Source organism: Arthrobacter sp. D1-29 (genome assembly GCF_054130585.1).
The window spans coordinates 104822-125967 of sequence record NZ_CP096383.1; the positions used below are offsets into that span (position 1 = coordinate 104822).

Annotated in this window: 17 protein-coding genes; 7 read left to right on the top strand and 10 right to left on the bottom strand. The window is 64.1% G+C overall.

The window, feature by feature from the left end; genetic code table 11:
* Nucleotides 1-69 precede the first annotated feature (69 nt).
* Complete coding sequence (locus tag M1E17_RS00500; protein ID WP_457964675.1) at nt 70-720, bottom strand: DUF2306 domain-containing protein; 651 nt, start codon at nt 718-720, stop codon at nt 70-72.
* Between the two features lie 106 nt (nt 721-826).
* Between M1E17_RS00500 and M1E17_RS00505 the strand changes: the two genes are divergently transcribed.
* The 5 genes from M1E17_RS00505 (at nt 827) to M1E17_RS00525 (ending at nt 5945) form a co-directional block, all read left to right on the top strand.
* Nucleotides 827-1570: a TetR/AcrR family transcriptional regulator gene (locus M1E17_RS00505; RefSeq protein ID WP_457964676.1), complete on the top strand. Its 744-nt coding sequence runs from the start codon at nt 827-829 to the stop codon at nt 1568-1570.
* A gap of 75 nt (nt 1571-1645) precedes the next feature.
* Nucleotides 1646-2260 (top strand): DM13 domain-containing protein, encoded by a 615-nt coding sequence (locus M1E17_RS00510; RefSeq protein ID WP_457964677.1) that lies wholly within the window; start codon nt 1646-1648, stop codon nt 2258-2260.
* 104 nt (nt 2261-2364) lie between these two features.
* Nucleotides 2365-3516, top strand: a complete 1152-nt coding sequence (locus tag M1E17_RS00515) for a diguanylate cyclase (RefSeq protein ID WP_457964678.1) — start codon at nt 2365-2367, stop codon at nt 3514-3516.
* A gap of 170 nt (nt 3517-3686) precedes the next feature.
* Nucleotides 3687-4952, top strand: a complete 1266-nt coding sequence (locus M1E17_RS00520) for an MFS transporter (protein WP_457964680.1) — start codon at nt 3687-3689, stop codon at nt 4950-4952.
* A gap of 36 nt (nt 4953-4988) precedes the next feature.
* Nucleotides 4989-5945: a LysR family transcriptional regulator gene (locus M1E17_RS00525; protein WP_457964681.1), complete on the top strand. Its 957-nt coding sequence runs from the start codon at nt 4989-4991 to the stop codon at nt 5943-5945.
* Between the two features lie 121 nt (nt 5946-6066).
* On the opposite strand, the gene M1E17_RS00530 is transcribed toward M1E17_RS00525, so the two are convergent.
* From M1E17_RS00530 to M1E17_RS00545, 4 genes are all read right to left on the bottom strand, one after another.
* Nucleotides 6067-9267 (bottom strand): RICIN domain-containing protein, encoded by a 3201-nt coding sequence (locus tag M1E17_RS00530; protein ID WP_457964682.1) that lies wholly within the window; start codon nt 9265-9267, stop codon nt 6067-6069.
* A gap of 99 nt (nt 9268-9366) precedes the next feature.
* On the bottom strand, nt 9367-10713 hold the full coding sequence (locus tag M1E17_RS00535; RefSeq protein WP_457964683.1) for an ABC transporter substrate-binding protein: 1347 nt from the start codon (nt 10711-10713) through the stop codon (nt 9367-9369).
* Between the two features lie 48 nt (nt 10714-10761).
* Nucleotides 10762-11712, bottom strand: a complete 951-nt coding sequence (locus M1E17_RS00540; RefSeq protein WP_457964684.1) for a carbohydrate ABC transporter permease — start codon at nt 11710-11712, stop codon at nt 10762-10764.
* Nucleotides 11713-11715: 3 nt separating this feature from the next.
* Nucleotides 11716-12642: a carbohydrate ABC transporter permease gene (locus M1E17_RS00545; RefSeq protein WP_457964685.1), complete on the bottom strand. Its 927-nt coding sequence runs from the start codon at nt 12640-12642 to the stop codon at nt 11716-11718.
* A 109-nt stretch (nt 12643-12751) separates the two neighbouring features.
* Between M1E17_RS00545 and M1E17_RS00550 the strand changes: the two genes are divergently transcribed.
* Nucleotides 12752-13810: a LacI family DNA-binding transcriptional regulator gene (locus M1E17_RS00550; RefSeq protein WP_457964686.1), complete on the top strand. Its 1059-nt coding sequence runs from the start codon at nt 12752-12754 to the stop codon at nt 13808-13810.
* Between the two features lie 612 nt (nt 13811-14422).
* Here the strand turns inward: M1E17_RS00550 and M1E17_RS00555 are convergent.
* The 5 genes from M1E17_RS00555 to M1E17_RS00575 are packed head-to-tail and all read right to left on the bottom strand — an operon-like array spanning nt 14423 to nt 20168.
* Entirely contained in the window at nt 14423-15499 is a 1077-nt protein-coding gene (locus tag M1E17_RS00555) for a LacI family DNA-binding transcriptional regulator (protein ID WP_457964687.1), read from the bottom strand.
* A 29-nt stretch (nt 15500-15528) separates the two neighbouring features.
* Nucleotides 15529-16434 carry a carbohydrate ABC transporter permease gene (locus M1E17_RS00560; RefSeq protein WP_457964688.1) on the bottom strand — a complete coding sequence of 302 codons (906 nt, stop codon included), beginning with the start codon at nt 16432-16434 and terminating at the stop codon, nt 15529-15531.
* A complete protein-coding gene (locus M1E17_RS00565; protein WP_457964690.1) occupies nt 16431-17312 on the bottom strand; it encodes a carbohydrate ABC transporter permease in 882 nt (293 codons plus the stop codon). Before M1E17_RS00565 ends, M1E17_RS00560 begins: the two co-directional genes overlap by 4 nt.
* A gap of 43 nt (nt 17313-17355) precedes the next feature.
* Entirely contained in the window at nt 17356-18690 is a 1335-nt protein-coding gene (locus M1E17_RS00570; protein ID WP_457964692.1) for an ABC transporter substrate-binding protein, read from the bottom strand.
* A gap of 41 nt (nt 18691-18731) precedes the next feature.
* Nucleotides 18732-20168 carry a GH32 C-terminal domain-containing protein gene (locus M1E17_RS00575; RefSeq protein ID WP_457964694.1) on the bottom strand — a complete coding sequence of 479 codons (1437 nt, stop codon included), beginning with the start codon at nt 20166-20168 and terminating at the stop codon, nt 18732-18734.
* A 277-nt stretch (nt 20169-20445) separates the two neighbouring features.
* Here M1E17_RS00575 and M1E17_RS00580 point away from each other — a divergent pair, with 277 nt between their 5' ends.
* Nucleotides 20446-21030, top strand: coding sequence for a TetR/AcrR family transcriptional regulator (locus M1E17_RS00580; protein ID WP_457964695.1), 585 nt, complete (start codon nt 20446-20448; stop codon nt 21028-21030).
* The last annotated feature ends 116 nt before the right edge of the window (nt 21031-21146 follow it).

Consider the following 21146-nt stretch of genomic DNA (forward strand, 5'->3'; position numbering starts at 1 on the left):
GGGAGGGCGCAGGCACCTCTTTCACCGGGACCACGTCCGGCCCGCCAAAACGACTGTGAACGGCGGCCTTCATCGCGCAACCCGCCGCTGGATGACGCACTCGGCCACCGCCACGTTGATCACCCAGGCTGCCCCCATCAGCAGTGCCTTGGTCAGTTCGCTGGGCGGCCCCGCCAGGAGTATCCAGGGGCCGATCACCAGGGCCTGTGTCCCCGCCGCGACGCCGATGGCGTAGCCGCGCGTCATCCACATGCTGTGCCGCACGTAGTCACGGCGCCGGACAGCCACGACTCCCAGGATGAGGCTGACCAGCATTGCCGAGCCGAAAAGCAGCCGCAGCGGCACGTCCGTGTCGCCGTCGGGCAATGGGTAGAAGGCGGACATCCACAGGCCTGAGAGTGCGGCGAGCAGGCCGGCAGGTATAAGAATTCCTCCGGCCATGCGGTGCCAGCCCCGCCTGCCCCGAAGTGACGGGACGAACTGGAATGCCCCGAGGAGGCTGTAGACAGTGACGCTGACGATGTGGATCACCACGGGCACGGGCGAGGCGAAGAAGCGGGCGTTTTGCGGCGTGATGGCCGCCCCTCCAGTCAGCTCCGTGAGCCGTGCGGCCCCCGCGATGACCGGGATAAGGCTGAGGAGAATGAGTCCGGCGGGAACGGGCCATTGCGCCCGCATGCGTTTGGCGGGCGGAGCGGCTGTGACTGTCAGCGGAGTCATGGTTGTCCTTTAGGTTGGAGGTGTACGGTGTACACCCTGCTGGCAGCAACGGTAGGTGTACGCAGTACACTTGTCAAGGGAAACCCGGTAAGGAAAGGTGTGCCAGATGACTGAGCAGCTGGAAACGACGCGCCGCATTCCGCTGAACAGGGACCGTGTCCTGCAGGCCGCCGTCGTGCTGGCAGACGAAACCGGCATCAGCTCACTGAGCATGCGAAGGCTCGCCCAGGAACTCAGTGTGGTGCCTATGGCGCTCTACAAGCACGTAGCCAACAAGGACGAGCTGTTCAACGGAATGGTGGACGCCGTCATTGCCGAGATCGGAGCGCCTGCCCCGGCGGCAGACTGGAAAGCCGGGGTGCGGGCGCGGGTCCTCGCCGCGCGCCAGGCACTCCTGCGGCACCCCTGGGCTCGCCAGGTGGTCGAGTCCCGCACCACCAAGTCCCCTGCGGTGCTTGGGTATATGGACGATTTCATCGGGCTGTTCCTGGCCGGCGGATTCTCGGTTGACCTCACCCATCACGTGATGCACGCCCTGGGCAGCCGCATGTGGGGGTTCACGCAGGAGCTGTTCGACGACCAGGCGGGCCCCGCCACCGAAGGCGCAGCCGCCGAAAGCAATGCGAACGCCGCGGAACAAGCGGCGATGTTGCAGGAGATGGCCGCCCGGTATCCGAACATCCTGCAGGTGGCCATGGCTGCCGGGCATGAGGAGGATTCTGTGGTGGGGCGCGGCTGCGACGACCAGTTTGAATTCGAGTTTGCCCTTGATCTCCTGCTGGACGGGTTTGAGCGGCTGCATGCCCAAAGCTGGACATCGCGGCGGGCAACCCCTCCGGGTCCGGGGTAGGCGCCCCGGGCAATGTTCTCAACTGTTAATCTTCTGGCGTAGCCCCGGGTTGCCGCTTTGTCAGAGGATGATTCCATGGATGGAGACAGAAGGACAGGCAGGCGCCGAAAGCTGATGGCGATCGCGGCGGCAGTAGCGGTGGCCGGACTCGTTATTGGCTTGGTGGTGTTTAAACCCTGGCTCCTGTTTGTGGACGTCCGCGTGGACGAACAGCTCCCGGCGGTGGCGGCACCAGCCGTCACGGAACCCACCGCCACGGCCTCGTCTCCCGCAGCCTCTCCCCAGACTGCCTCTCCTTCAACCGCGCCGCCCCCTGCCCAGCCAACTCCAGCAGGCCCCGTGGAACTGGCAGTAGGCAAGCTGATCAGCCACGAACACGCCACCACCGGGACGGTCCGGCTTGTTCAGCAGCCGGACGGCTCACGGGTGCTGACCCTGGAGAACCTGGACACCTCCAATGGTCCTGATGTGCACGTGTGGCTTAGCGCTGCGGACGTGGTGGAGGGAACCGCAGGCTGGTACACGGCTGGATCGGCGGAACACTATGACCTCGGCCTGATCAAGGGAAACCAGGGCAACCAGGTCTACGCCATCCCTGCGGAGGTTGATCTGTCGAAATACAGGTCCATTGACCTCTGGTGTGTCCAATTCAGTGTTTCCTTTGGCGCGGCACAACTAATTCATAACTGAAATGCCGAATTACGGGCGCGTCGCAGGGGACCGGTGCAATACTGGGCGTGCAGCACCAAGCGACTGGGCGTGCGGCACTTCGCGTTCGGGGGGACATTCGGAAAATGGTTCTGGATACAGCGACGCTGAGGTTCGCCTTCGGGCTGATGGCGTTGGCGCTTGGGGTTTTGTTCTACTTCTCGGCGTACCGGACCACACGCTCCCCGTATAGCGGCTGGTGGTGCCTGGCCCTGGTGTTCTTTCTGACCGGCTCCGGCGCCTTCCTCCTCGACGGCACGGCGCACCAGTGGTGGGCCAACCCGCTGGGAAACGTGCTGCTGGTCCACGGCGGGGTGGCTGTCTGGGCGGGTGCCCGTTCGCTGCGGACAGTGCGGCCACCACGATGGGCTTTCACCGGGCTTCCCCTGATCACCCTGATCGCCTCCGCCCTGGACAATCCCGCCACTAATGTCTGGGCCGGCGGTCCCGTTTTCCTGGGCGCGATGGGGCTTTCGATCGGGCTGGGGTCCCGTGAGCTGTGGCGGCTGGAACCCGGGTACTCGCGGGCCCGGATCCCCATGGCGGCCGCGGCAGGTGCGGTCTCCGTCTTCTACTTTGGCCGGCTGCTGGCCTTCCTCCTCGACGGGCCTGGCGGGGACACCTTCGAAACGTTCTTTGGCTCTGGGGTCACCACGCTGGTCACCATGGTGATGCTGGTTGTGGTTTCCTTCAGCATGGCCGGGCTCAGCAGCGAGCAGCAGACCCGGGCGCTGCGAATGGTGGCCAGCAGGGATGACCTCACCGGCCTCCTCAACCGCAAAGCCTTCCTGGACCTGGCCTCAGAGCAGCTGGCGGAGACTGCCGTCACCAAGCCGTCCGGGGTCCTGATCCTTGCTGACCTGGACCACTTCAAAGCCGTCAACGATACCTACGGCCACGCCGCCGGGGACCTGGTCCTGCAGGCCTTTGCACTGGCATGCCAGGACACCATCCGCTCCACCGACCTGGCCGGACGATACGGCGGCGAGGAGTTTGTCCTCCTCATCCCCGGCGGAACAGCGGACCGCGCAGAAAGGGTGGCAGACGCGATCAGCCTTCGGTTGACCCAGGCGTCAAAGCCGGAGGGGCCGCAGATGCCCACCGTGAGTTACGGGATTGCCCTGTACGACGCCGATACCCCCGGCCTGGAGGCGCTGATCGCCGCCGCCGATACTGCCCTTTATGCGGCCAAGTCATCGGGACGGAACCGCACCGCCCGCAGCGACAGGGCGGGGTAGCCGGCAGTTCCGCCCGTGCCGCCCGTGCCAGAGGCATCCGTCCCACGAATACCTGCTATGCCAAAGGCGCTATTCCCCGATACCTCATGCCTTGCCACAGTGAAGGAAGTCACGTCCCGTGTCCAGCGACGCGGGCCCCTCCGTGACCATCATGAGGCGAAGGAAATTCAATGGAGAATATTCATCTCACGGGCACCGAGTCCCGTACTGCCGTATCAAGTACCGCCGTATCAAGCCCGGCCGGTCCGAGTACCGCCGCACCCAGCCCCTCCGCATCCCGCACCGCGGGGCGGCTCCACGCTGCCCTTCTGGTCGCCGGCAGTTGCATGCCGGTGCTGGGCGCGGTCCTGCTGGCCCCGGTGCTGCCCACCCTCAGCCAGGCCTTTGCCGGCACCCCCGGTGTCGCCATCCTGGTACCGCTGACCCTGACGCTGCCGGCCCTCTTTGTCGCCCTGTTCTCACCGTTGGCGGGATACGTCGCGGATCGGGTGGGACGCAAGCAGCTGCTGATCTTCGCCATGCTTGCCTACGCGCTTTTCGGGACGGCACCGCTGTGGCTTGAAACCCTGGAATCGATCGCGCTCTCCAGGGTGGGCGTCGGCATCGCCGAGGCTGCCATCATGACCTGCTGCACCACCCTTATCACCGACTACTACGCCGGGGAGCAGCGCAACAAGTACCTGGGGCTGCAGACCATGGTCAGCGCGCTCGCGGCCACCGCTTTCTTCGCCCTCGGAGGAGCCCTGGGCAGCATCAGCTGGCGCGCACCGTTCTGGCTCTACGCCGTCAGTGCGGTCATTGTCATTCCGATGATCTTCAAGCTCTGGGAACCGGCCAAGACCCAACGCACGACGGCGGCCAGGACTCCGGTGCCGTGGCGGCAGATCGGCGCACCCGCCGCCGTGACGCTGTTCGGCGGCATCGTCTTCTATGCACTCATCGTCCACCTGCCTTACGTCATCACGGGCCTGGGCGTGGCTGATGCCGCCCTGATCGGGCTCGCGGCGGCCATCGCTTCCCTCGCCACCGCGGCAGGGGCCATCTCCTTCCGCTTCCTGGCGAAACTGGGCACCCGCAGCCTGCTGGCGCTCGCCTTCGGACTCGCCGCCGTCGGACTTTCCATGGTTTCCCTGGCCGGCAGCGTGCCCCTTGCCATCGCCGGAGCCGTGGTGGCCAGTGCCGGAACCGGTGTGCTGCTGCCAACCCTCCTGACGTGGGCCGTCAGCGGCCTGGAACTGCGGCAGCGCGGGCGTGGCACAGGCATCTGGACCGGAACCCTGTTCGTGGGGCAGTTCCTGACGCCCATTGTCCTGGGAAGTGCCGCCACGGCCCTGGGCAACCTCAGCTTCGCCTTGGGGGCGCTGGGCATCGCCTGTGCTGTCGCCTTGCTGGCTGTGCTGGTCCGCGGACCGCGGATGGTGCCGGCCAGCCATTAGGAACGGTCCGGAGCCCTGGGTGGATAACCTATGGGTATGAAGAACCTGGACCTGAACCTGCTGCCGCAACTGCAGGTCCTGCTGGAACTGCGGAACGTGTCCAGGGCGGCGGAACGGCTTCAGCTCAGCCAGCCCGCCACCAGCGCGGCCATGGCCCGGCTGCGGCGGCACTTCGACGACGAACTCCTGGTCCGGAACGGCCGCACCTACGATCTCACGCCGTTCGCGCAGGCACTGGTCCCGCTGGTGGATGAAGCGATGCTTCACATCCGGCGGGCCACGCGCGTCCGCTCCGGTTTTGACGCCGCCACGAGCGAGCGGGAGTTCGTCATCGCGGCTTCGGATTATGCGTCAGCGCTGATGGTTGGCCCGCTGCGGGGAATCCTTCAGCAGGAGGCGCCCAACGTGGCCGTGGACTTTGTGCCCACCGCCGGCATCCAGGGCAAGCTGGCTGACTACTCCAGGCTGGATCTGCTGGTGGGGCCCACCGGTTACCACATGCAGGGCACCAGCAAACAGCTCTTCCGGGACAGTTTCGTAGCGGTCCTGGACGCCGGCAACCAGCTCCTTCAGCAGCCCCAGCTGACACTGGAGGACCTGACCCGGGTTCCCCACGCCGTCGGCTATTTCGGTGAGGGAATCAGTACCCCGGCGGACAGGCTTTTCGAATCACGCGGCCTCCAGCGCCGGGCTGCTGCGGTAGTGGCCGGCTTCCTGTCCCTGCCGCTGCTGGTGGAAGGGACGGACCTTGCGGCGCTGGTGCCGCGGATGCTGGCGGCACGTGCCCAGCGGGGTGCGAACATCGCGGTGCTGGAGTTTTCCGAAGAAGGTGAAGCGTCCCTCGTGGAGGCGATGTACTGGCACCCGTCCCAGACGGAGGATCCGGCGAGCATCTGGCTGCGTTCGGTGGTGCAGCGGGCATGTTCACGGCTGCAGGAACTTTTTCCTGCCACCGTTCACCCGGTCACGGTAACGGTGGGTCCTTCCGGCTAGCGGGCCGCAGGCAGAAAAACAGGCAGGCAAAAACCGGACGACAGGCAAGAACAGGCCAGGCAAAAAGCAGACCGGGGGCGCGGCTTTCGCCACGCCCCCGGCCTGTGATGGTGGACCTGGGCTAGCGTCCGATTCCTACCTCATACGTCCGTGACTGGGTGCCGTCCTCGCTGGTCACGGTGACCACGGCTTTCCGCGTCTGCTGGTCGGGCTGCTGGACCGCTACGGTGGCGTACGGGTCCGTCGCCGTTGCAGTCACCTGGGGCAGTGCGCCGCCCCATTCCACGCTGTACGTGCTGGTAGCCGGGTCGAAGCCGGGCACTGCCTGGCCGTCGACGGCGATCCCGGCGGCGGAGGCGTCAGAGGACTTGCCCGCCGACAGCGCCATCACCTGGATCTCGCTGACGGTCATGTGGGTGTTGGGTCGGGCCGTGAGTATGGCGCGGACCTCCTTCGTGTCCACGTTGGCCACGGGCACGGACACCACGGGCGCCGGGCTGCCGCCGGGCACGGAGACCGCCGGGCCGGCGTTCACCCAACTCCCGCTGGCTGTCCTGGTCTGGACCTGGACGGTCTGCGCATAACTGTCCGTGGACCCGTCGCGGTAGAAGTGCACCTTGAGTTCCTTGACCGTCCTGGTGGCCGGAAGGGCCACCGTCAGGGTGTCGGCAACGTTCTTGCTGCTGGACTTCCAGTTGGACCACGCCTTGTCCGTCAGGTTGCCGTTGCGGAGGCCGGCGGTTCCGTAGCCCGGCTCCGTGAAGGTGGCGCTGATGGAGGCGCCGTCGTCGTCGGCCGCATTGTCAACAGCGGCCTCCGTGACCTGGACGCGGACAGTTGCCGGAAGGGTGGTGCCGTCCCCGGCATCAGCGGCGCCGTTAACCGTCAGGATCCCCGCCGCAGCGGCAGGCCCGACGGCGTCCCACGCCACCGCGCGTTCGACTGTTCCGCCGTGTTCGGCCACCGCTGTGATGGTGGACGGGAGAACGGGTGTGCCGCCCACGTAGGTCTTGGCACGGGCAGGAAGCGTGGAAACCAGGGTGTCCACGGTGACGCTGGCGCGGACTTCGTGCACGGCGCCCAGTGCGTCCGTCACGGTTCCCTTGACCGCCACTGTTGTCCCCGGAGTCTTCCAGAGGCTGTCCGGAGGCATTTTCCACGTCACTGCAAGCTCGCCGCGGGCACCGCCCGGGTAGAGCGGAGTGGCGGTTGCCGGAAGCTGCGGAACGGATCCCGGGACGGTGAAGATGTTGATCTCCTGGAAGCCCTGGATGGTTTCATCCACAATGGTCCAGCGCTGGTTGTCGGCGGAGTTGGCCATCCACGTGGTGACTGCTGATCCCTCGGCGGTGGCGTTTCCGCCCACCTCCAGGAGCCTGCCCCTTGCAGCGTTCACCAGGGTGTAGGTGCCGTCGCCGGTGGTGGACAGGATCCACTGCGCGTTCTCGGCCGGAATCTCGGCTGCGTCCACAAGCGTCACCGCGTTCTCCACCGATGCCAGTTCCCGCGTGCCGTCTGCAGTTCCCACGGCATAGCGGGCCTGGTTGCTGTTTTCGCCGCTGAGCAGCCGGATGGTCCACAGCTGCTCTGCGGCAGCGCCCGAGCGGATGACGGCGGACGTTCCGTTAGGGGCAACGGCGATGGACTTGCCGCTTTGCACACCCTGGAGCCGGTAGACGTGGCCTGCCTGGACCAGGGATGCGTCCTTGGACACGCCCTGGACGCCGTCAATGATGAACGTAGTGACGGATTCCTTGGGCACTGTCAGGGTGGCTGTGGCGTTGCGTCCGACGGCGATGGGCTGGCCCTTGACCAATGCCCCGTTGACGTCGCTGACCACCGGCGTGACTGTCGCGTTGCCCTGGATCGCTCCGAAACCTGACAGGTCCAGGACCACCGGGTGCTCCTGAGCGCTGTCGTTCACGTGGACCACGGTTGCGCCGGTGTCGGAAACGGCGGCAGCGCTCTTCGGATCATTGACCTTCACCAGGCGGTCGCCGGGCTCGATGAACTGGGTGAAGTTCCGGGCGGTGTTGTACTTGGTGTTGGTGTAAATGGGGCAGGTTTCCAGCGTGTCCTCGGCGGTGCAGTCAAAGGGGAGCTGGATTTCGCCCCAGTTGGACCCGGCTTCGCTCTCCCCGCCGGGCTTCATGTTGTTGTAGTCCTCCACCGGCTGCCAGAACACCCAGGCCTTGGGCTCGAGCTCGCGCAGGTCATCCACCATCTGCTTGGCCAGGCCCAGGCCGGGCTGCATGCTGACGAAGTTCTGCCCGGACATCCAGGCGCCGCCCACTTCGCTCATCCAGAGGGGTTTGCCCTCGCCCTTGGCGATGTCGCGGGCCGAGGTGCGCTGGCCGGTGCCGTAGGTGTGGACGTTGAGCTGGTCAACCAGTGCCCGGCTCTCCTCGGAGTAGCTGTTCCAGTTGTTGGTGAAGATGGACGGGTTGGTCTCATCCATGGCGGAGATGACAGCGTCGGTGTCAGCTTCGGCGAGCTGGCCAGCGAGGGACTTCAGGACTTTCTGCTGCAGTTCGGGCCCAATGTGGGCTCCCTCCTGCCGGCCTCCCACAGGCTCACCGTCGGCCCCGAGCTTGGTGCCCCAGTAGGGTGTGTTGGGTTCGTTGAAGGGGTCCAGGGTATCGATCTTGATGCCGTGGGCGTCCTCGAGCTCTTCAACAACGCGCAGGAGATAGGTGTTGAATTCGTCGATGCTTTCGGTGCGCAGCTGGTCCTCTGAGGAGTTGAAGCCGCCGGACACGTAGCCGCTGACGGTCTGGAACCAGGGCGGGGAGTTGCTGAAGGCTTCCCATTTGGTGACGTCGGCCTTGATACGGTCGATCCACCAGCGCTGGGTCTGGTCCGCGTCCAGGTTCCAGTGTTCCGGGTTCTCCGGGTCCCACCAGTCCTTGTCCGTCCGGGTGGTTCCTTCCGGTGCCTTCCACCATCCCTCGACGGCGCCGCCGGCCCGAAGGTAGTCCTTGACGTCCGGCGCGTTCCCGCCGCCGATGTTGTACCTGGCAATGTTCAGGTTCAGGCCTTCATCGCCGAACACCATCTCGGCAAGCCGTTCCCGCACCTCATCCGGGTAGTCACCGGTGGCGTTGGCGAACCAGACCAGGCTGGTTCCCCAACCCTCAAAAGGGTCACCCTGATAAGAGGGATCCGGCTTCACCGTCACCGCGCCGGCCGGGACCGGCTCCGTAACTGCGGGGCCAAGCGCGGGGACGGCCATCGCAGGGCCGGCCAGGAGGCCGGCAGCCATGACAGCCGTTGTTGCCCCGACGGCGGTGGAGGCCCAGAGGCGTCTGCATCGATTCGTCATTGAATGCCTTTCTGTAGGTTCGCCTTTTCGGCGGGAAATTTGAGCGGGAAATCTGAGCGCGAAATCCGTAGCTATTCCTTGACGGTTATTCCTTCACGCCTATTCCTTGACGGTGAAACCTTGCTCGGTGCCGTACTTGGCGGATGCCTTCTGCCAATCGGCCAGGCCGTCCACCAGCTTGGTGTCAGAGACGTAGGCCTGGCCGACGGTGTCGTTGAAGATGCTGTTGGCGTACACCTGGAAGGGCAGGTAGGACCAGCCCTGGACCACGTTCTGGGCTGACTCGGCGAAGATCTTGTTGGCCTGCTGACCGCCGAAGTATGCGAATTCAGCGTTCAGGAACTCGGGGGAGGAGATTTCCTTGGCGGTGGCGGGGAAGGAACCGCCGTCGATGCGGGTCTTGACGCCGTCCTCGACGTTGGAGTACTTCAGGAAGCCGTACGCGAGGGCGGCCTGGCTGCTGGCGGCGGGGATGGCAAGTGAGCTTCCGCCGTTTTCCGAGCTGCTCTTGCCGCCTTCCTTCCACTGGGGAAGGGGCGCCACGCTCCACTTGCCTGCGCCTTCGGCGACACCGGAGGAGAGGTTGCCCGGCATCCATGCCCCGGTGGACAGGGTGGCGATGGTGCCGTTGCCCAGTCCCTTGTACCACTCATCGCTCCAGGAACTGATGGGCGCAAGGAGGTCCTCGTCGATGAGCTTTTGCCAGGTCTCGGCGAACTTCTTTGACCCGTCGTCGGAGAAATTAACGGTTACGTCGTTGCCGCTGACCTTGTACGGCTTTCCGCCGGCCTGCCAGATCATGCTGGTGGTGAAGCCTGCGTCGCCGGTGTCGTTGGCAATGTAGGCGTTCGGATCGGCCTTCTTCAGTGCGCGGCCGGCTTCCAGGAACTCGTCCCAGGTTGTGGGTACTTCGATGCCGTGCTTGGCGAACAGTTCCTTGTTGTAGAATATGGCCATGGGGCCGGAGTCCATGGGCAGGCCGTAGACCCCGCCTGCCGCCTGGACCGAGGCCCACGGTCCCGGCGTGAACGCGTCCTTGAGGTCCGAGGCGCCAAACTGGCCAAGATCGGTGACGGATTTGGCCAGCGAGAATTGCGGCAATGCGTAGTACTCCACCTGGGCAACATCGGGAACTCCGGAACCGGCCGAGATCGCGTTCTGCAGGGCCGTGTACTGATCATTGCCGGTGCCGGCGTTGACCAGTTCCACGTCCACGTTGGGGTATTTCGCTTCGAAGCCTTCCACGACCTTCTTCAGCGTTGGCTCCCACGCCCACACGGTCAGCTTTCCGCCCTTTTGAAGGGCTTCTTCGACGGCGTTGCTGGACACCGTCTGCTGGGCGGCGGGGGCGGCGGCGCCGCAACCGCTCAGGCCGAGGGCGAGTGCGGCGGCAACTCCCACGGCCGAGCTCTGCAGCAGGCCGCGCCGGGTCAGGGTTTTGTTCATGGTTTTCCTTCTGATTGCCTCGTTGATGCGGGGTGGGGGAGTGGGTGGTTATTCTTTGACGCTTCCGGCCGCCAGGCCTGATTGCCAGTACCGCTGCAGGAGCAGGAACGCGGCGATGAGGGGCAGGATGGTGAGCATTGATCCGGTGATGACCAGGTTGAAGATGGCCTCGCCGCCGGCGGTGGCCGCCTGGGCGTTCCAGGCGTTCAGCCCCAGGGTGAGCGGGTACCAGTCCGGGTTCTTGAGCATGATCAGTGGCAGGAAATAGTTGTTCCAGGTGGCCACCATGGTGAAGAGGAGCACTGTGACGATGCCCGGCGTCAGCAGCGGCAGGCAGACCTGGAAGAACGTCCGGGCCTCGCTGGCTCCGTCAATGCGGGCTGACTCGAGAATCTCGGTGGGGATCGCCTCGGAGGCGAAGGTCCACATGAGGTACAGGCCGAAGGGCGAGATGAGTGAGGGGATGATGACAGCCCACGGTGTGTTGGTCAGGCCCATCTGGCTGAACATCAGGAAGGTGGGCACCGCCAGGGCCGTGCCGGGAACGGCCACCGCGCCGATCACCACGGCAAAGACCCCCTTCTTTCCCGGAAAGTCGAACTTGGCCAGGGCGTAGCCGCCAAGGACCGCCAGGAAGGTGGCACCCCCGGCGCCGAGCACGACGTACAGCACCGTGTTGCCCAGCCAGCGGAGGAAGATGCCGCCGTCGTAGGTGAACGTCCGGGTGATGTTGTCCCACAGGACAAAATCACCGGCGAACCACAGTCCAAAGGAGCTGAAGAGCCCTTCCTGGGTTTTGGTGGCGTTGATCAGCAGCCACACCAGCGGCGCCAGGCTGTACAGAAGGACCACCCCGGTCACAAGGGTGAGCATGACGCTGCGGCGGGACCGGCGCTTGGAGGTGACCCGTTGGGGGCGCAGCCTGGCAGGCGTGGTGCGCCTTTGACCGGCAGGGGCAGCGGTTGGGGTGGCGGGGCGGGAGGCAGTGGGGACGCTCATGGGTTAGCGTTCCTTTCGCATGCCGCGGGCCTGGACTGCGAAGGCGATAGCCATCGTGAGCAGGCCCATGATGATCGCCACCGTGGCGGAGTAGTTGTATTGCTGGCCTGAGAAGGAGAGGGAGTAGGCGTACAGGTTTGGCGTGAAGAACGTTGAGATGGTGTTCGGTGAAAGGCTCTTCAGAATGCTCGGTTCATTGAATAGCTGGAAGCTCCCGATGACCGAGAAAATGGTTGCCACCACGATCGCACCGCGAATGGCCGGGATTTTGATGGCCGAAATGACCCTCAGTTGCCCGGCCCCGTCAATCTCTGCCGCCTCGTACAGGGACTTGGGGATGACCGTCAGCGCGGAGTAGAAGATGAGCATGTTGTAGCCGATGAATTCCCAGGTCACGATGTTCCCGATCGAGACCAGGACCAGTTCGGCGGAGAGGGGGCTGGGCAACTGCAGCCCGAAGGCCTGGTTGATGTTCCCCACCAGTCCGAAGCGGGGACCGTACATAAATCCCCACATCAGGGCGGCCACCACGGCAGGCACTGCATACGGCAGGAAGATGGAGATGCGGAAAAATGCCTTGCCGTACAGCCGGCCGCTGTCCAGCGCGAGGGCAACCAGCAGGGCGATAAAGAGCATCACCGGAACCTGGACCGCCAGGAACATGGAGACCCGGCCCAAGGCCGACCAGAACTGCGGATCGGACAGTGCCCGGGTGTAGTTGTTCAGGCCAACGAAGGTGGTTCCGCCAATGAGCTGGGTGCGGAAGACACTGAGGTAGATCGAGTAGGCAATCGGTGCGAGGAACACCAGGGCGAAGACTGCCATGAACGGGCCGATAAACCACCACCCTGCCCAGGAGCGCCGGCGGGGTTTCCGCTGGACGGCAGCGGTAGCAGCAGGGGCTGCTATCGGCGGGGACACCATTGTCATGAAAAAGTCCTTTGTGGCCTGGAAACACGGGGAAACCAACGATGGTTACGCTAACATCAGGTGCGATAAGGGCTGTTGTTTACGTAAACATGATTGCTAAGATGTTGGCATGTCCTCACAGCCGGGTCAACCCCCCATCCAGGAAGCAGTTGCCTCCCTGGCCCGTCGGCGCGTCTCCATGGCCGACGTCGCCAAGCTTGCAGGGGTCTCCTCCCAGACCGTTTCGCGGGTCTCCAACGGCAGCCCCGATGTGGTGCCCGGGACCCGGCAGCAGGTTATTGCGGCAATGGACCAGCTGGGCTACCGGCCCAACAGTGCGGCCAGGGCATTGAAGCGCGGAAGCTTCCGAACCATCGGCGTCATTCTCTTTTCGCTGTCGTCCTTCGGGAACGTCCGGACGCTAGAGGCCATTGCCCTGCATGCCGCCAGGGAGGACTTTGCCATCACGCTCATTCCGGTCACGGCGCCCACCCAGGCCGGCGTGCAGGGAGCGTTTTCCAGGATGGGCGAGCTGGCCGTGGACGCGGTCATCGCCATCATGGAAGTCCAGCTCCTGGATGCCGCCACAGTGACAGTGCCGCCGGGAGTGAAGGTTGTGGTGGTGGATTCGAACGCCGGTTCCGACTACAGCGTGGTCGACACGGACCAGGCGGACGGCGCCAGGCAGGCTGTGGAGCACCTTCTTGGGCTGGGCCACCAAACGGTGTGGCATGTGGCGGGGCCGGAGAAATCCTTCGCCAGCGAGCGGCGGCAGGAGGCGTGGCGGAACACGCTGCTTGCCCGGGGCAGGACGGTGCCGCCCACCGTGCGTGGAGACTGGTCGGCCGGGTCAGGCTATGAAGCCGGCTTGTGGCTTGCAGAGCAGGAGGGGTGCACTGCCGTCTTCACCGCCAACGACCACATGGCCCTGGGTGTGCTCCGCGCCTTCCGCGAAAAGGGCATTTCCGTTCCCGGGGACATCAGTCTTGTAGGTTTCGACGACGTACCTGAGGCGTCCTCGTACACCCCGCCACTCACCACGGTCCACCAGGATTTCACGGAGGTGGGCCACCGCTGCGTGGACAACGTCCTCCATCAGATCCGCAGCAATACGGCTGATCCCGGGATGGTCCTGGTGCCCACGCGCCTGATCATCCGCGAGAGCACGGCGCCGCCACGCCTTCCCTGACCTGCGGCTATGCCGCCGTGTTTCCGCGCCCGGTGGCCTGCTGCGGCTGGAGGCATTCCGGATATGCCGCCGAAAGAGTAGAGTGATCGGCACCCCTCGTGTAGCAGGACGCGAGGAAGCGTTCGAAGCTCCGCCGGGATACTTCGCCGGGATGGCGGGCGGTACACCCGACGGTGGACACCTAGAGAACTTAAGACTGAGCCGGGGGCAGGTCACAAAACCTGGGGGCAGGCCGGCCACGACGTGAATGCGGGAAGCGTGATGCTGACAGCACCTGGACGACACGAGCACAACCTCCGGCAATCCGGGCCGGCGCCGGCAGCGCCATCGTTACCCCACTGCCGTCACTGCGGCACTGATGCCCATGTGAAAATTACGGGCTATGTGCCCGCTTCCTACGCCTTGGACAGGGAAAGTCTGTTGCCGCCTGTGGTCAGTTATGACTGCGGACGTTGCGGCTCGCACTACGCCCACAGGGCGCCGGAAGACTGGGCGCCGCCCGGTTGGGAATGGTACGCCTAAGCGCTTCCTGTCAGAGGCTTCCTGTCAGCGTGGGACGCCAGGCTGCCCGTTGTGACCGTGCGCGCGCAATTTGCCGGTGCCTGGGTGCCGTCAGGCGGGGGCCAAGGCCCGGACGGAGTTCCGTTCCACGGTGGGGCAGTAAATTTTCGCGGGGCCGCCGGACTGTGGTTCGTCAAGGCCCAGCAGCACTCTCACACCGGCTGCGCCCAGTTCGTAGTGCGGGAGGGAGACGGTGGAAAGTGGGGGCCGGAGGTGGGCGGCGATGACTTCCTGGTTGTCGAACCCCACCACTGCAATATCGTCCGGGATGGAGAGCCCATGCTCGCGGAGCCCGTCGTACAGTCCCATCGCCATTCGGTCGTTATAGCAATACACCGCTGTGACGCCGAGTTTGAGGAGTGCCTCGGTGGCCCCGAACCCGCCTTCCTGGTCCGGATAGGCTTCAAGGACCAGGCCGTCGTCGAAGACGATGCCTTCAGCCTCCAAGGCTTCCCTGTAGCCCTGGAGCCGTCCGTCCTTCGCCGGGGCGGGGATGGTGGCGTTGATGAAGGCGATCCGGCGGTGCCCATGCCTGAGCAGGATCTCCGTGGCCGAACGGCCGCCCTGGATTTCGTCCGGGACCACCGCCCGGGCGCCCGGTTCCTCGGCAAAGCAGTTGACGAGGACGAAATCCGATTCCCGGAGGGAGTCCGGGACGTCCGTGGCACGGTGGAACCAGGTGGAGTAGAGGATGCCTCGGACCTTGTATTCGAGCATCATGGCGATGGCGTCGGTTTCAAGCTCCCGGTTGCCTTCGGTGTTGGCGATGAGAAGGGCGAAACCATGTTTCCAGGCTTCGTCCTGGGCGCCGTGGATGATCTGGCCCGCGAACGGGGTGGTGGCGATGGCGTCGGCGACGAGGCCGATGAACCTGGAACTGCCGCTGACTAGGGTTTGGGCCATGGCGTTGGGCCGGTAGCCGAGGTCCCGGATCGCGTCATGTACCCGTTTGCGGGTCTCATCGGAGATCCGGGCGGCCTTTTTCTTGTTCACCACCAGGGAAACAGTGGCTGTGGAAACGCCTGCGGCTTCGGCTACCTGACGCAGGGTAACCGGCTGGGCGCGGCGGGCCTGCTTCAAGGGGGCAGCCGCCGACGGCGTACCCGAACTGTTCTCCTGCGAATCCATCTGCCCTCCTTCAGGAGTATATCGGCCGGTCATCCCTTGTTCGCCCCGCTTTCCAGGCCCTGGATCATTGCCTTGTTGAGCACGAGGAAGACCAGGAGGAGGGGGGTGATGGTGACGCAGACGGCGGCGAACGTGGCTGTCCAGTCTGTTTTACCCATCGCGCCGATGTAGTTCTGCAGGCCCAGCGGAATGGTCTTCAGTTCCTCGGAGAGGACAAAGGTGTTGGCGAAGATGAAGTCGTTCCAGATGAAGATGCTGTTGACCAAGACAACCGTCACAACGGTATTGACCGAAAGGGGGAGGGTGATGAGTCCGAAGATGCGGTAGGGCCCGGCACCGTCCAGCGACGCTGCCTCGTACGTTTCCCGGGGGATGTACTCAAAGAAAGAGGAAAAGAGGTAGATGGACATCGGCAGGGCGAAGCCGGCCAGGGGGATGATCATCGACGGGTAGGTGTCGAGCAGGTTGATGCTGGAGTAGTCGATGAACAGCGGGACGAGTGCGATCTGCACGGGAACGATGATGCCGATCAGGAAAAGGCTCCGGACAAACTTGCTGAAGCGGAAGCCGAGAACCTGCAGGGCATACGCGGCCATCATTCCCAGGAGCACAATCAGCACGTTGGCGCCCATGGTGACAATGAAGCTGTTGAGGATGTTCATTCCGAGGTTGCCGGTCTCGAAGGCGCGGGCGTAGTTCTCGAAAGTGATCGCCTTGGGGAGCGCGAACGGGTCGCCGGTGGCGAAGTCGTGTTCGGTGCGGAGGCTGGTGATGAAAAGCCAGGCCAGGGGGTAGACCTGCACGATGACGATGAGGGCGATGATTACCCTCGACAGGGTGCCGTGGAGGGTGGCCGGTTTCCGTCTGCGGAGCGGCGGCCGGCTCTCCGGCAGTGCTGTAACAGGCCGGGTGACTGGGGCTGCTGGCGCGGTCATGCGTCCGCCTTTCGCTTGAGCATGAAGAGGATCAGTCCGACGGCGACCAGGCATTCGACGACGATGAAGACGGCGATGGTGCTGGCGTATCCGAAGTCAGTGCTGGTGAATGCGGTCTTGTACATGTACGTGGTCAGCAGCTCCGAGGACTGCCCTGGGCCGCCGTTCGTCATCAGGTACGGGATGTCGAAGCCGCGCAGGCCGTAGGTGGTTGCCATGATCGTGGTGGTGATCCAGACGGGCATGATGTGCGGGAAGCGGATCTTGGTGAACAGCTGCCACCGTGATGCGCCGTCGAGCCTGGCGGCTTCCTCCAATTCCTTCGGGACGGACAGCAGCGCCGCGTAAATGATGAGCATGTAAAGGCCCGTGAACCGCCAGCCTTCCGGGGCGGAAACGGCGGCGAGGACCGTATTGATGTCCGAAAGCCACGGGCGTTCAAGGGCGCCGAGCCCGATCCAGTGCAGGAGCTGGTTGAGCAGGCCCACCGGTTCGATTGAGTAGATCCGCACGAACAGGAACGCGATGGCCACCGTGGAGATAACAGCAGGCAGGAGGTAGAGGGTTTTGATGAGCTCGCGGCCCCTGCTCATGGAGGTCAGGAGGCTGGCGACGAGCAGTGCGCCGCCGAGCTGCAGAACCAGGCAGATGGCCAGATAGCCGAGGGCATTGAAGAACGAGCGCCAGAAGATGTCGTCCGCTGTGAGCATCCGCACGTAGTTGGCGAGCCCCACGAACTCCATATCGCTGATGCCGTTCCAGGAGAAGAAGCTCAGGAACAGCGACTGCATGATGGGGAACAGCACTGCGACGCCGTAAAGCAGCAAGGGAGGGAGCAGGAAGACCAGGACGGAGAGTCGTGACCTGTTGGGAAGCATGGCTGGGCCTTTCGGGTGGGGGCCGGAGCCCCCACCGCTGTCATTACTTGAAGAACTTCGGGGCGTTCTGCGCGACGGCGTTATCCATCGTGCTGGTGAACTGTTCGGGCGTGATGTTGCCCTGGACCAGGAGCACAAGCTCCTGCTGCAGCCTGCCGTTAGTGGTGGGATCGAGCTGGGTATCCCACGGCATCGCCTGCTCGTCCCCGAGGTCGTTGGCCTTCTCCAGAGCCTTCTTGTACAGGGGAGTTGCGTTGGCCGGAACTATCGTCTCCACGTTCGTTGTGGGGGACAGTGCGCCGGTGGCAGCGTATTCGGACGGGTATTTTGTCAGGGCGAACTTCAGGAAGTCGCTCACCAGCGGGTCATAGGTCTTGGCATTGACGGCCATACCGATACCGGACGGAGAGACGAATTCGTTGGCGGCGGTGACTGATCCTTCAGTGGTGGGGAGGGTGAAGAAGTCGATGTCATCCCGCACTGCCGGGTTCAGCCTGTCAGTTGCCAGGCTGGGCAGTTCCCAGGTGCCGATGTTGTACATGGCTGCCTGCCCGGAGGTGAACTGGTTCTGTGCGTCGGAGTAGCCCTGTGAGGAGAATCCATCCTGGAAGCACTTGGCCTTGCCGAGCGATGCCAGCCATTGGACGGTCTTTTGGCCTGCGGGGTCGGAGAACTTCGCTTCGCCCTTCTTGAGCTTCTGGATGAAATCGGGGCCGGCTGCGCGGAACGGCTGGTACGCGACGTACCGCTCCAGGGGCCATTGGTCCTGGCCGTCGATGGCGATCGGCGTGATGCCGGCGTTGCGCAGGGCGGTGCACATGGCGGGGATGTCGTCGAGGGATTTCGGGGTGGACACCCCTGCCTTCTGCAGCAGGGCCTTGTTGTACCAGATAAATTCCAGCTCGAACTGGAACGGAATCATGTGCAGGGATCCGTCGTCGAACCGCTGGTAGTCCAGCGCGCTGGGCCGGTAGTCGTCATACACGTCCAGGGACTTGAGCAGCTTTTCGGCGTCGACCATCTTTCCCTGTTTGGCCAGCTGCTGGGCGAACGGTGTGGCGTCGGTGTCGAAAAGCTCGGGGAGCTTGTTCGCGGCCGCCAGGGTTTCAAGCTTCTGGATGTAGGAGGGCCTGTCCGGGGTGGTGATCAGGTTGAGCGAGAAGCCCGGGTGGTCCTTGGCGTAGTCGTCCGCGAGCTTCTTCATGATGTTGATGACCGCCCCGTCCGCCGGCCGGGACAGCAGCCACGAAATTTCGCGGGGCTTGACCTCCCCGGTGGGACTGACGTTGGAAGGATCAGTGGTTCCTCCGCTGCCGCATCCGGCGAGGGCGAGTGCTGCGGCCGTCGCTACGGCCGCCGTTCGGAATAACTTCTTCATGGGACAATCTCCTTTGATTTAAATCGAAATGGTGTGCGTGTTTAGTTGTTTGTGCGTTGGCGGACTTGAAGTTCCGTAAGGGTTGCTGACCCTTCCCCGGTGAAGACGCCGATCCGCCCTGCTGCCAGGTCGTAGATCCTGGTGCTGAGAGCCACCTGCCGATCCAGAACGGCAACGCACAGGTCCCCGTCCACAACGACTTCGAGCGTGTGCTGCCCGGGAGCAAGATCGCAGGGGCGTTCCAGTTCGATGGCGAACGGAACGTCCCCGGAGACGTGCCATTGGGCGTCACCGGTAACTTTCCGCGGCCAACGGTCGAACACCATGCGGCCGCGCTTGGGTTCCAGGCGCAGGACGTAGGATTTGTCCCCGTCCTGGCTGGAGCGAAGCAACAACCCGCATTCTGTGGTGTTGGGTTCGATGTCCAGGACTGCCTTGGCATAGAACTGGCCGGGCAGTTCTTCGTCAGAGACGACGGCGGTGTACGAGTCCGGGACGTGCAGTCGCACCGGCAGCCGGTTAGTCAGGGATACCGGGACGTCCTCCCAGAAGCTGTCGACGAGTTCGTCGGCGAAAGCGAACCCCAGGGTTCCGTCCGGGTTTTGCCGGGCTTCCAGGACGGACATCGTGCCGGCCCACTGCCAGGGGCCGTCGTCGTTGTTGCCTTCCTTGCTGGCGATCCATCCAAAAAAGAACCGGCGTCCGTCACGTTCGGCGGTCTTGGAGGCGTAGAAGGCGCGCCCGTCCACGCTGTCCAGGTCCGGTACGCTCCATGGGCCGTCGGGGCTCTTGGCCATGCGGTACCGGGTGGTGAATGATTCTGAGAACTCCGAGTAGACCATGTACCACCAGTCGCCCCAGGAGAAAACGTCCGGGCATTCATGGGTGATGTAGCGGCGCGGATCCCAGAACGGTTCAGTGTGCTGCCACGTCACCAGGTCGTTGGAGACGCAATGGGCTATGACACCTCGCCGGCGTTCCGGTCCTGCGGAGTGCCGCGCCGCCAGCAGCATCCTCCATTGCCCTGAGCTCTCGTCCCGGAAGACGAAAGGATCCCGCCAGTCGCCGGACTCGTAGCCTTCCGGGGCGCCGAAGGTGAGTTCCGGGTGCTTCACCCAGGTCTGCATCCCGTCGATACTCGTGGCGTGCATGACCAGCTGAAGAGGGGCTCCGTCCGGTCCGAGGTTGTGAGGGTTTTGACCCGTGTAGAACAAGTGGTGGCTACCGGTTTCGTCGACGACGACGCTTCCTGTGTAGGCGTTGAAATCCAGGTCGGCTTCGCCTCCGTGTTGGAGCGCAACACCATGGTTCTCAAACTGCGTGAGGTCCTTGGTGGTCACCAGGTGCCATGAGGTTCCCGGCTTCGGGTCTGCGCGTACCTCATGAAGGTAGAAGAGCCAGAACTCTCCGTCCTTCTGGAACGGGATAAGATCTCCAACCCATCCATCGGAGGGCTGAAAGAAGACTGAGTGTTTCATCGGCGCTGATGTCCATTCTGCTAAAGCGTTTTACCAAGATCAATGTAAGGGTCCCTTGTGCGCTTGGTCAAGCGTTTTAGCAAAATTCGGTTTGTTCTTTCGTTGGTCATATGCCGGGGGCGATTCCTCTCGTGGCCCGTTCCGCCGTCGCGACGCTGTTGTTGCTTTGGTGAAGGGCGCGACGACGGCGCCTCCGGGCCCCTGGGCAGAGAGCGCTGGCGCTCGCCATCGCCCTGGCGGGATGCGCCACCATGGCTTTTCCCCATAGTCTGGCCAGGTGGATACAAAGACCGTGAAAAACGGCGAACAGGTTGACAGACAGTCGCGCATTCTCGAAGCGGCGCTGGACCTGCTGTCGCGCCACGGCATTTCAGGAGTGAATATGCGGGCGGTGGCCCGCGAAGCGGGCGTGGCGCTCGGGCTGGTGAACTACTACTACGAAGACAAGATGAGCCTGATCCGTGCGGCCCTGCACCGGATAGACCAGCATGACCTGATGCTGGTCACGCCCGATCCGGACTCGCCCCCGGACGAACAGCTGAAGAAGGCCCTCCAGCGCGTTGCAGGCCCGGAATTGCTGACCACACAATATCTGTCCCTTCGGCTCCACCTCTGGGCGCTGGCACAAGCCCATGAAGACTTCGCCTCCATCAATGCGGCGGCGTTCGAGCGCTATCTCCAAGGGCTCGCCACGCTGATCGGAAATGCCAGGCCCGAGCTTTCCAATGACGAATGCAGGGAGCGGGCGGCTGACATCGTCGTCGTGCAAAACGGGATGTGGCTTACGGCGCTCCTTGGTGTTGACAAGGAATCCATCCGGCGGAGCATCGCCCGCACCGAAGAGATCGCCTTCGCCGCCTAGCGCTTGCTGGAACACTTCTCCACGCCACCTTCTGGCGGCCAAACACAGATGCCAAGTACCACCACCACGCCGATACCGGCATCGAAAACGTCGGCGCCTGGCTCAAACACCGCCTC

What these genes read in the sequence shown, in the direction of transcription:
- M1E17_RS00500 (WP_457964675.1), bottom strand. Translation starts at nt 720, where the DNA reads ATGACTCCGCTGACAGTCACAGCCGCTCCGCCCGCCAAACGCATGCGG.
- M1E17_RS00505 (WP_457964676.1), top strand. Translation starts at nt 827, where the DNA reads ATGACTGAGCAGCTGGAAACGACGCGCCGCATTCCGCTGAACAGGGAC.
- M1E17_RS00510 (WP_457964677.1), top strand. Translation starts at nt 1,646, where the DNA reads ATGGATGGAGACAGAAGGACAGGCAGGCGCCGAAAGCTGATGGCGATC.
- M1E17_RS00515 (WP_457964678.1), top strand. Translation starts at nt 2,365, where the DNA reads ATGGTTCTGGATACAGCGACGCTGAGGTTCGCCTTCGGGCTGATGGCG.
- M1E17_RS00520 (WP_457964680.1), top strand. Translation starts at nt 3,687, where the DNA reads ATGGAGAATATTCATCTCACGGGCACCGAGTCCCGTACTGCCGTATCA.
- M1E17_RS00525 (WP_457964681.1), top strand. Translation starts at nt 4,989, where the DNA reads ATGAAGAACCTGGACCTGAACCTGCTGCCGCAACTGCAGGTCCTGCTG.
- M1E17_RS00530 (WP_457964682.1), bottom strand. Translation starts at nt 9,267, where the DNA reads ATGACGAATCGATGCAGACGCCTCTGGGCCTCCACCGCCGTCGGGGCA.
- M1E17_RS00535 (WP_457964683.1), bottom strand. Translation starts at nt 10,713, where the DNA reads ATGAACAAAACCCTGACCCGGCGCGGCCTGCTGCAGAGCTCGGCCGTG.
- M1E17_RS00540 (WP_457964684.1), bottom strand. Translation starts at nt 11,712, where the DNA reads ATGAGCGTCCCCACTGCCTCCCGCCCCGCCACCCCAACCGCTGCCCCT.
- M1E17_RS00545 (WP_457964685.1), bottom strand. Translation starts at nt 12,642, where the DNA reads ATGACAATGGTGTCCCCGCCGATAGCAGCCCCTGCTGCTACCGCTGCC.
- M1E17_RS00550 (WP_457964686.1), top strand. Translation starts at nt 12,752, where the DNA reads ATGTCCTCACAGCCGGGTCAACCCCCCATCCAGGAAGCAGTTGCCTCC.
- M1E17_RS00555 (WP_457964687.1), bottom strand. Translation starts at nt 15,499, where the DNA reads ATGGATTCGCAGGAGAACAGTTCGGGTACGCCGTCGGCGGCTGCCCCC.
- M1E17_RS00560 (WP_457964688.1), bottom strand. Translation starts at nt 16,434, where the DNA reads ATGACCGCGCCAGCAGCCCCAGTCACCCGGCCTGTTACAGCACTGCCG.
- M1E17_RS00565 (WP_457964690.1), bottom strand. Translation starts at nt 17,312, where the DNA reads ATGCTTCCCAACAGGTCACGACTCTCCGTCCTGGTCTTCCTGCTCCCT.
- M1E17_RS00570 (WP_457964692.1), bottom strand. Translation starts at nt 18,690, where the DNA reads ATGAAGAAGTTATTCCGAACGGCGGCCGTAGCGACGGCCGCAGCACTC.
- M1E17_RS00575 (WP_457964694.1), bottom strand. Translation starts at nt 20,168, where the DNA reads ATGAAACACTCAGTCTTCTTTCAGCCCTCCGATGGATGGGTTGGAGAT.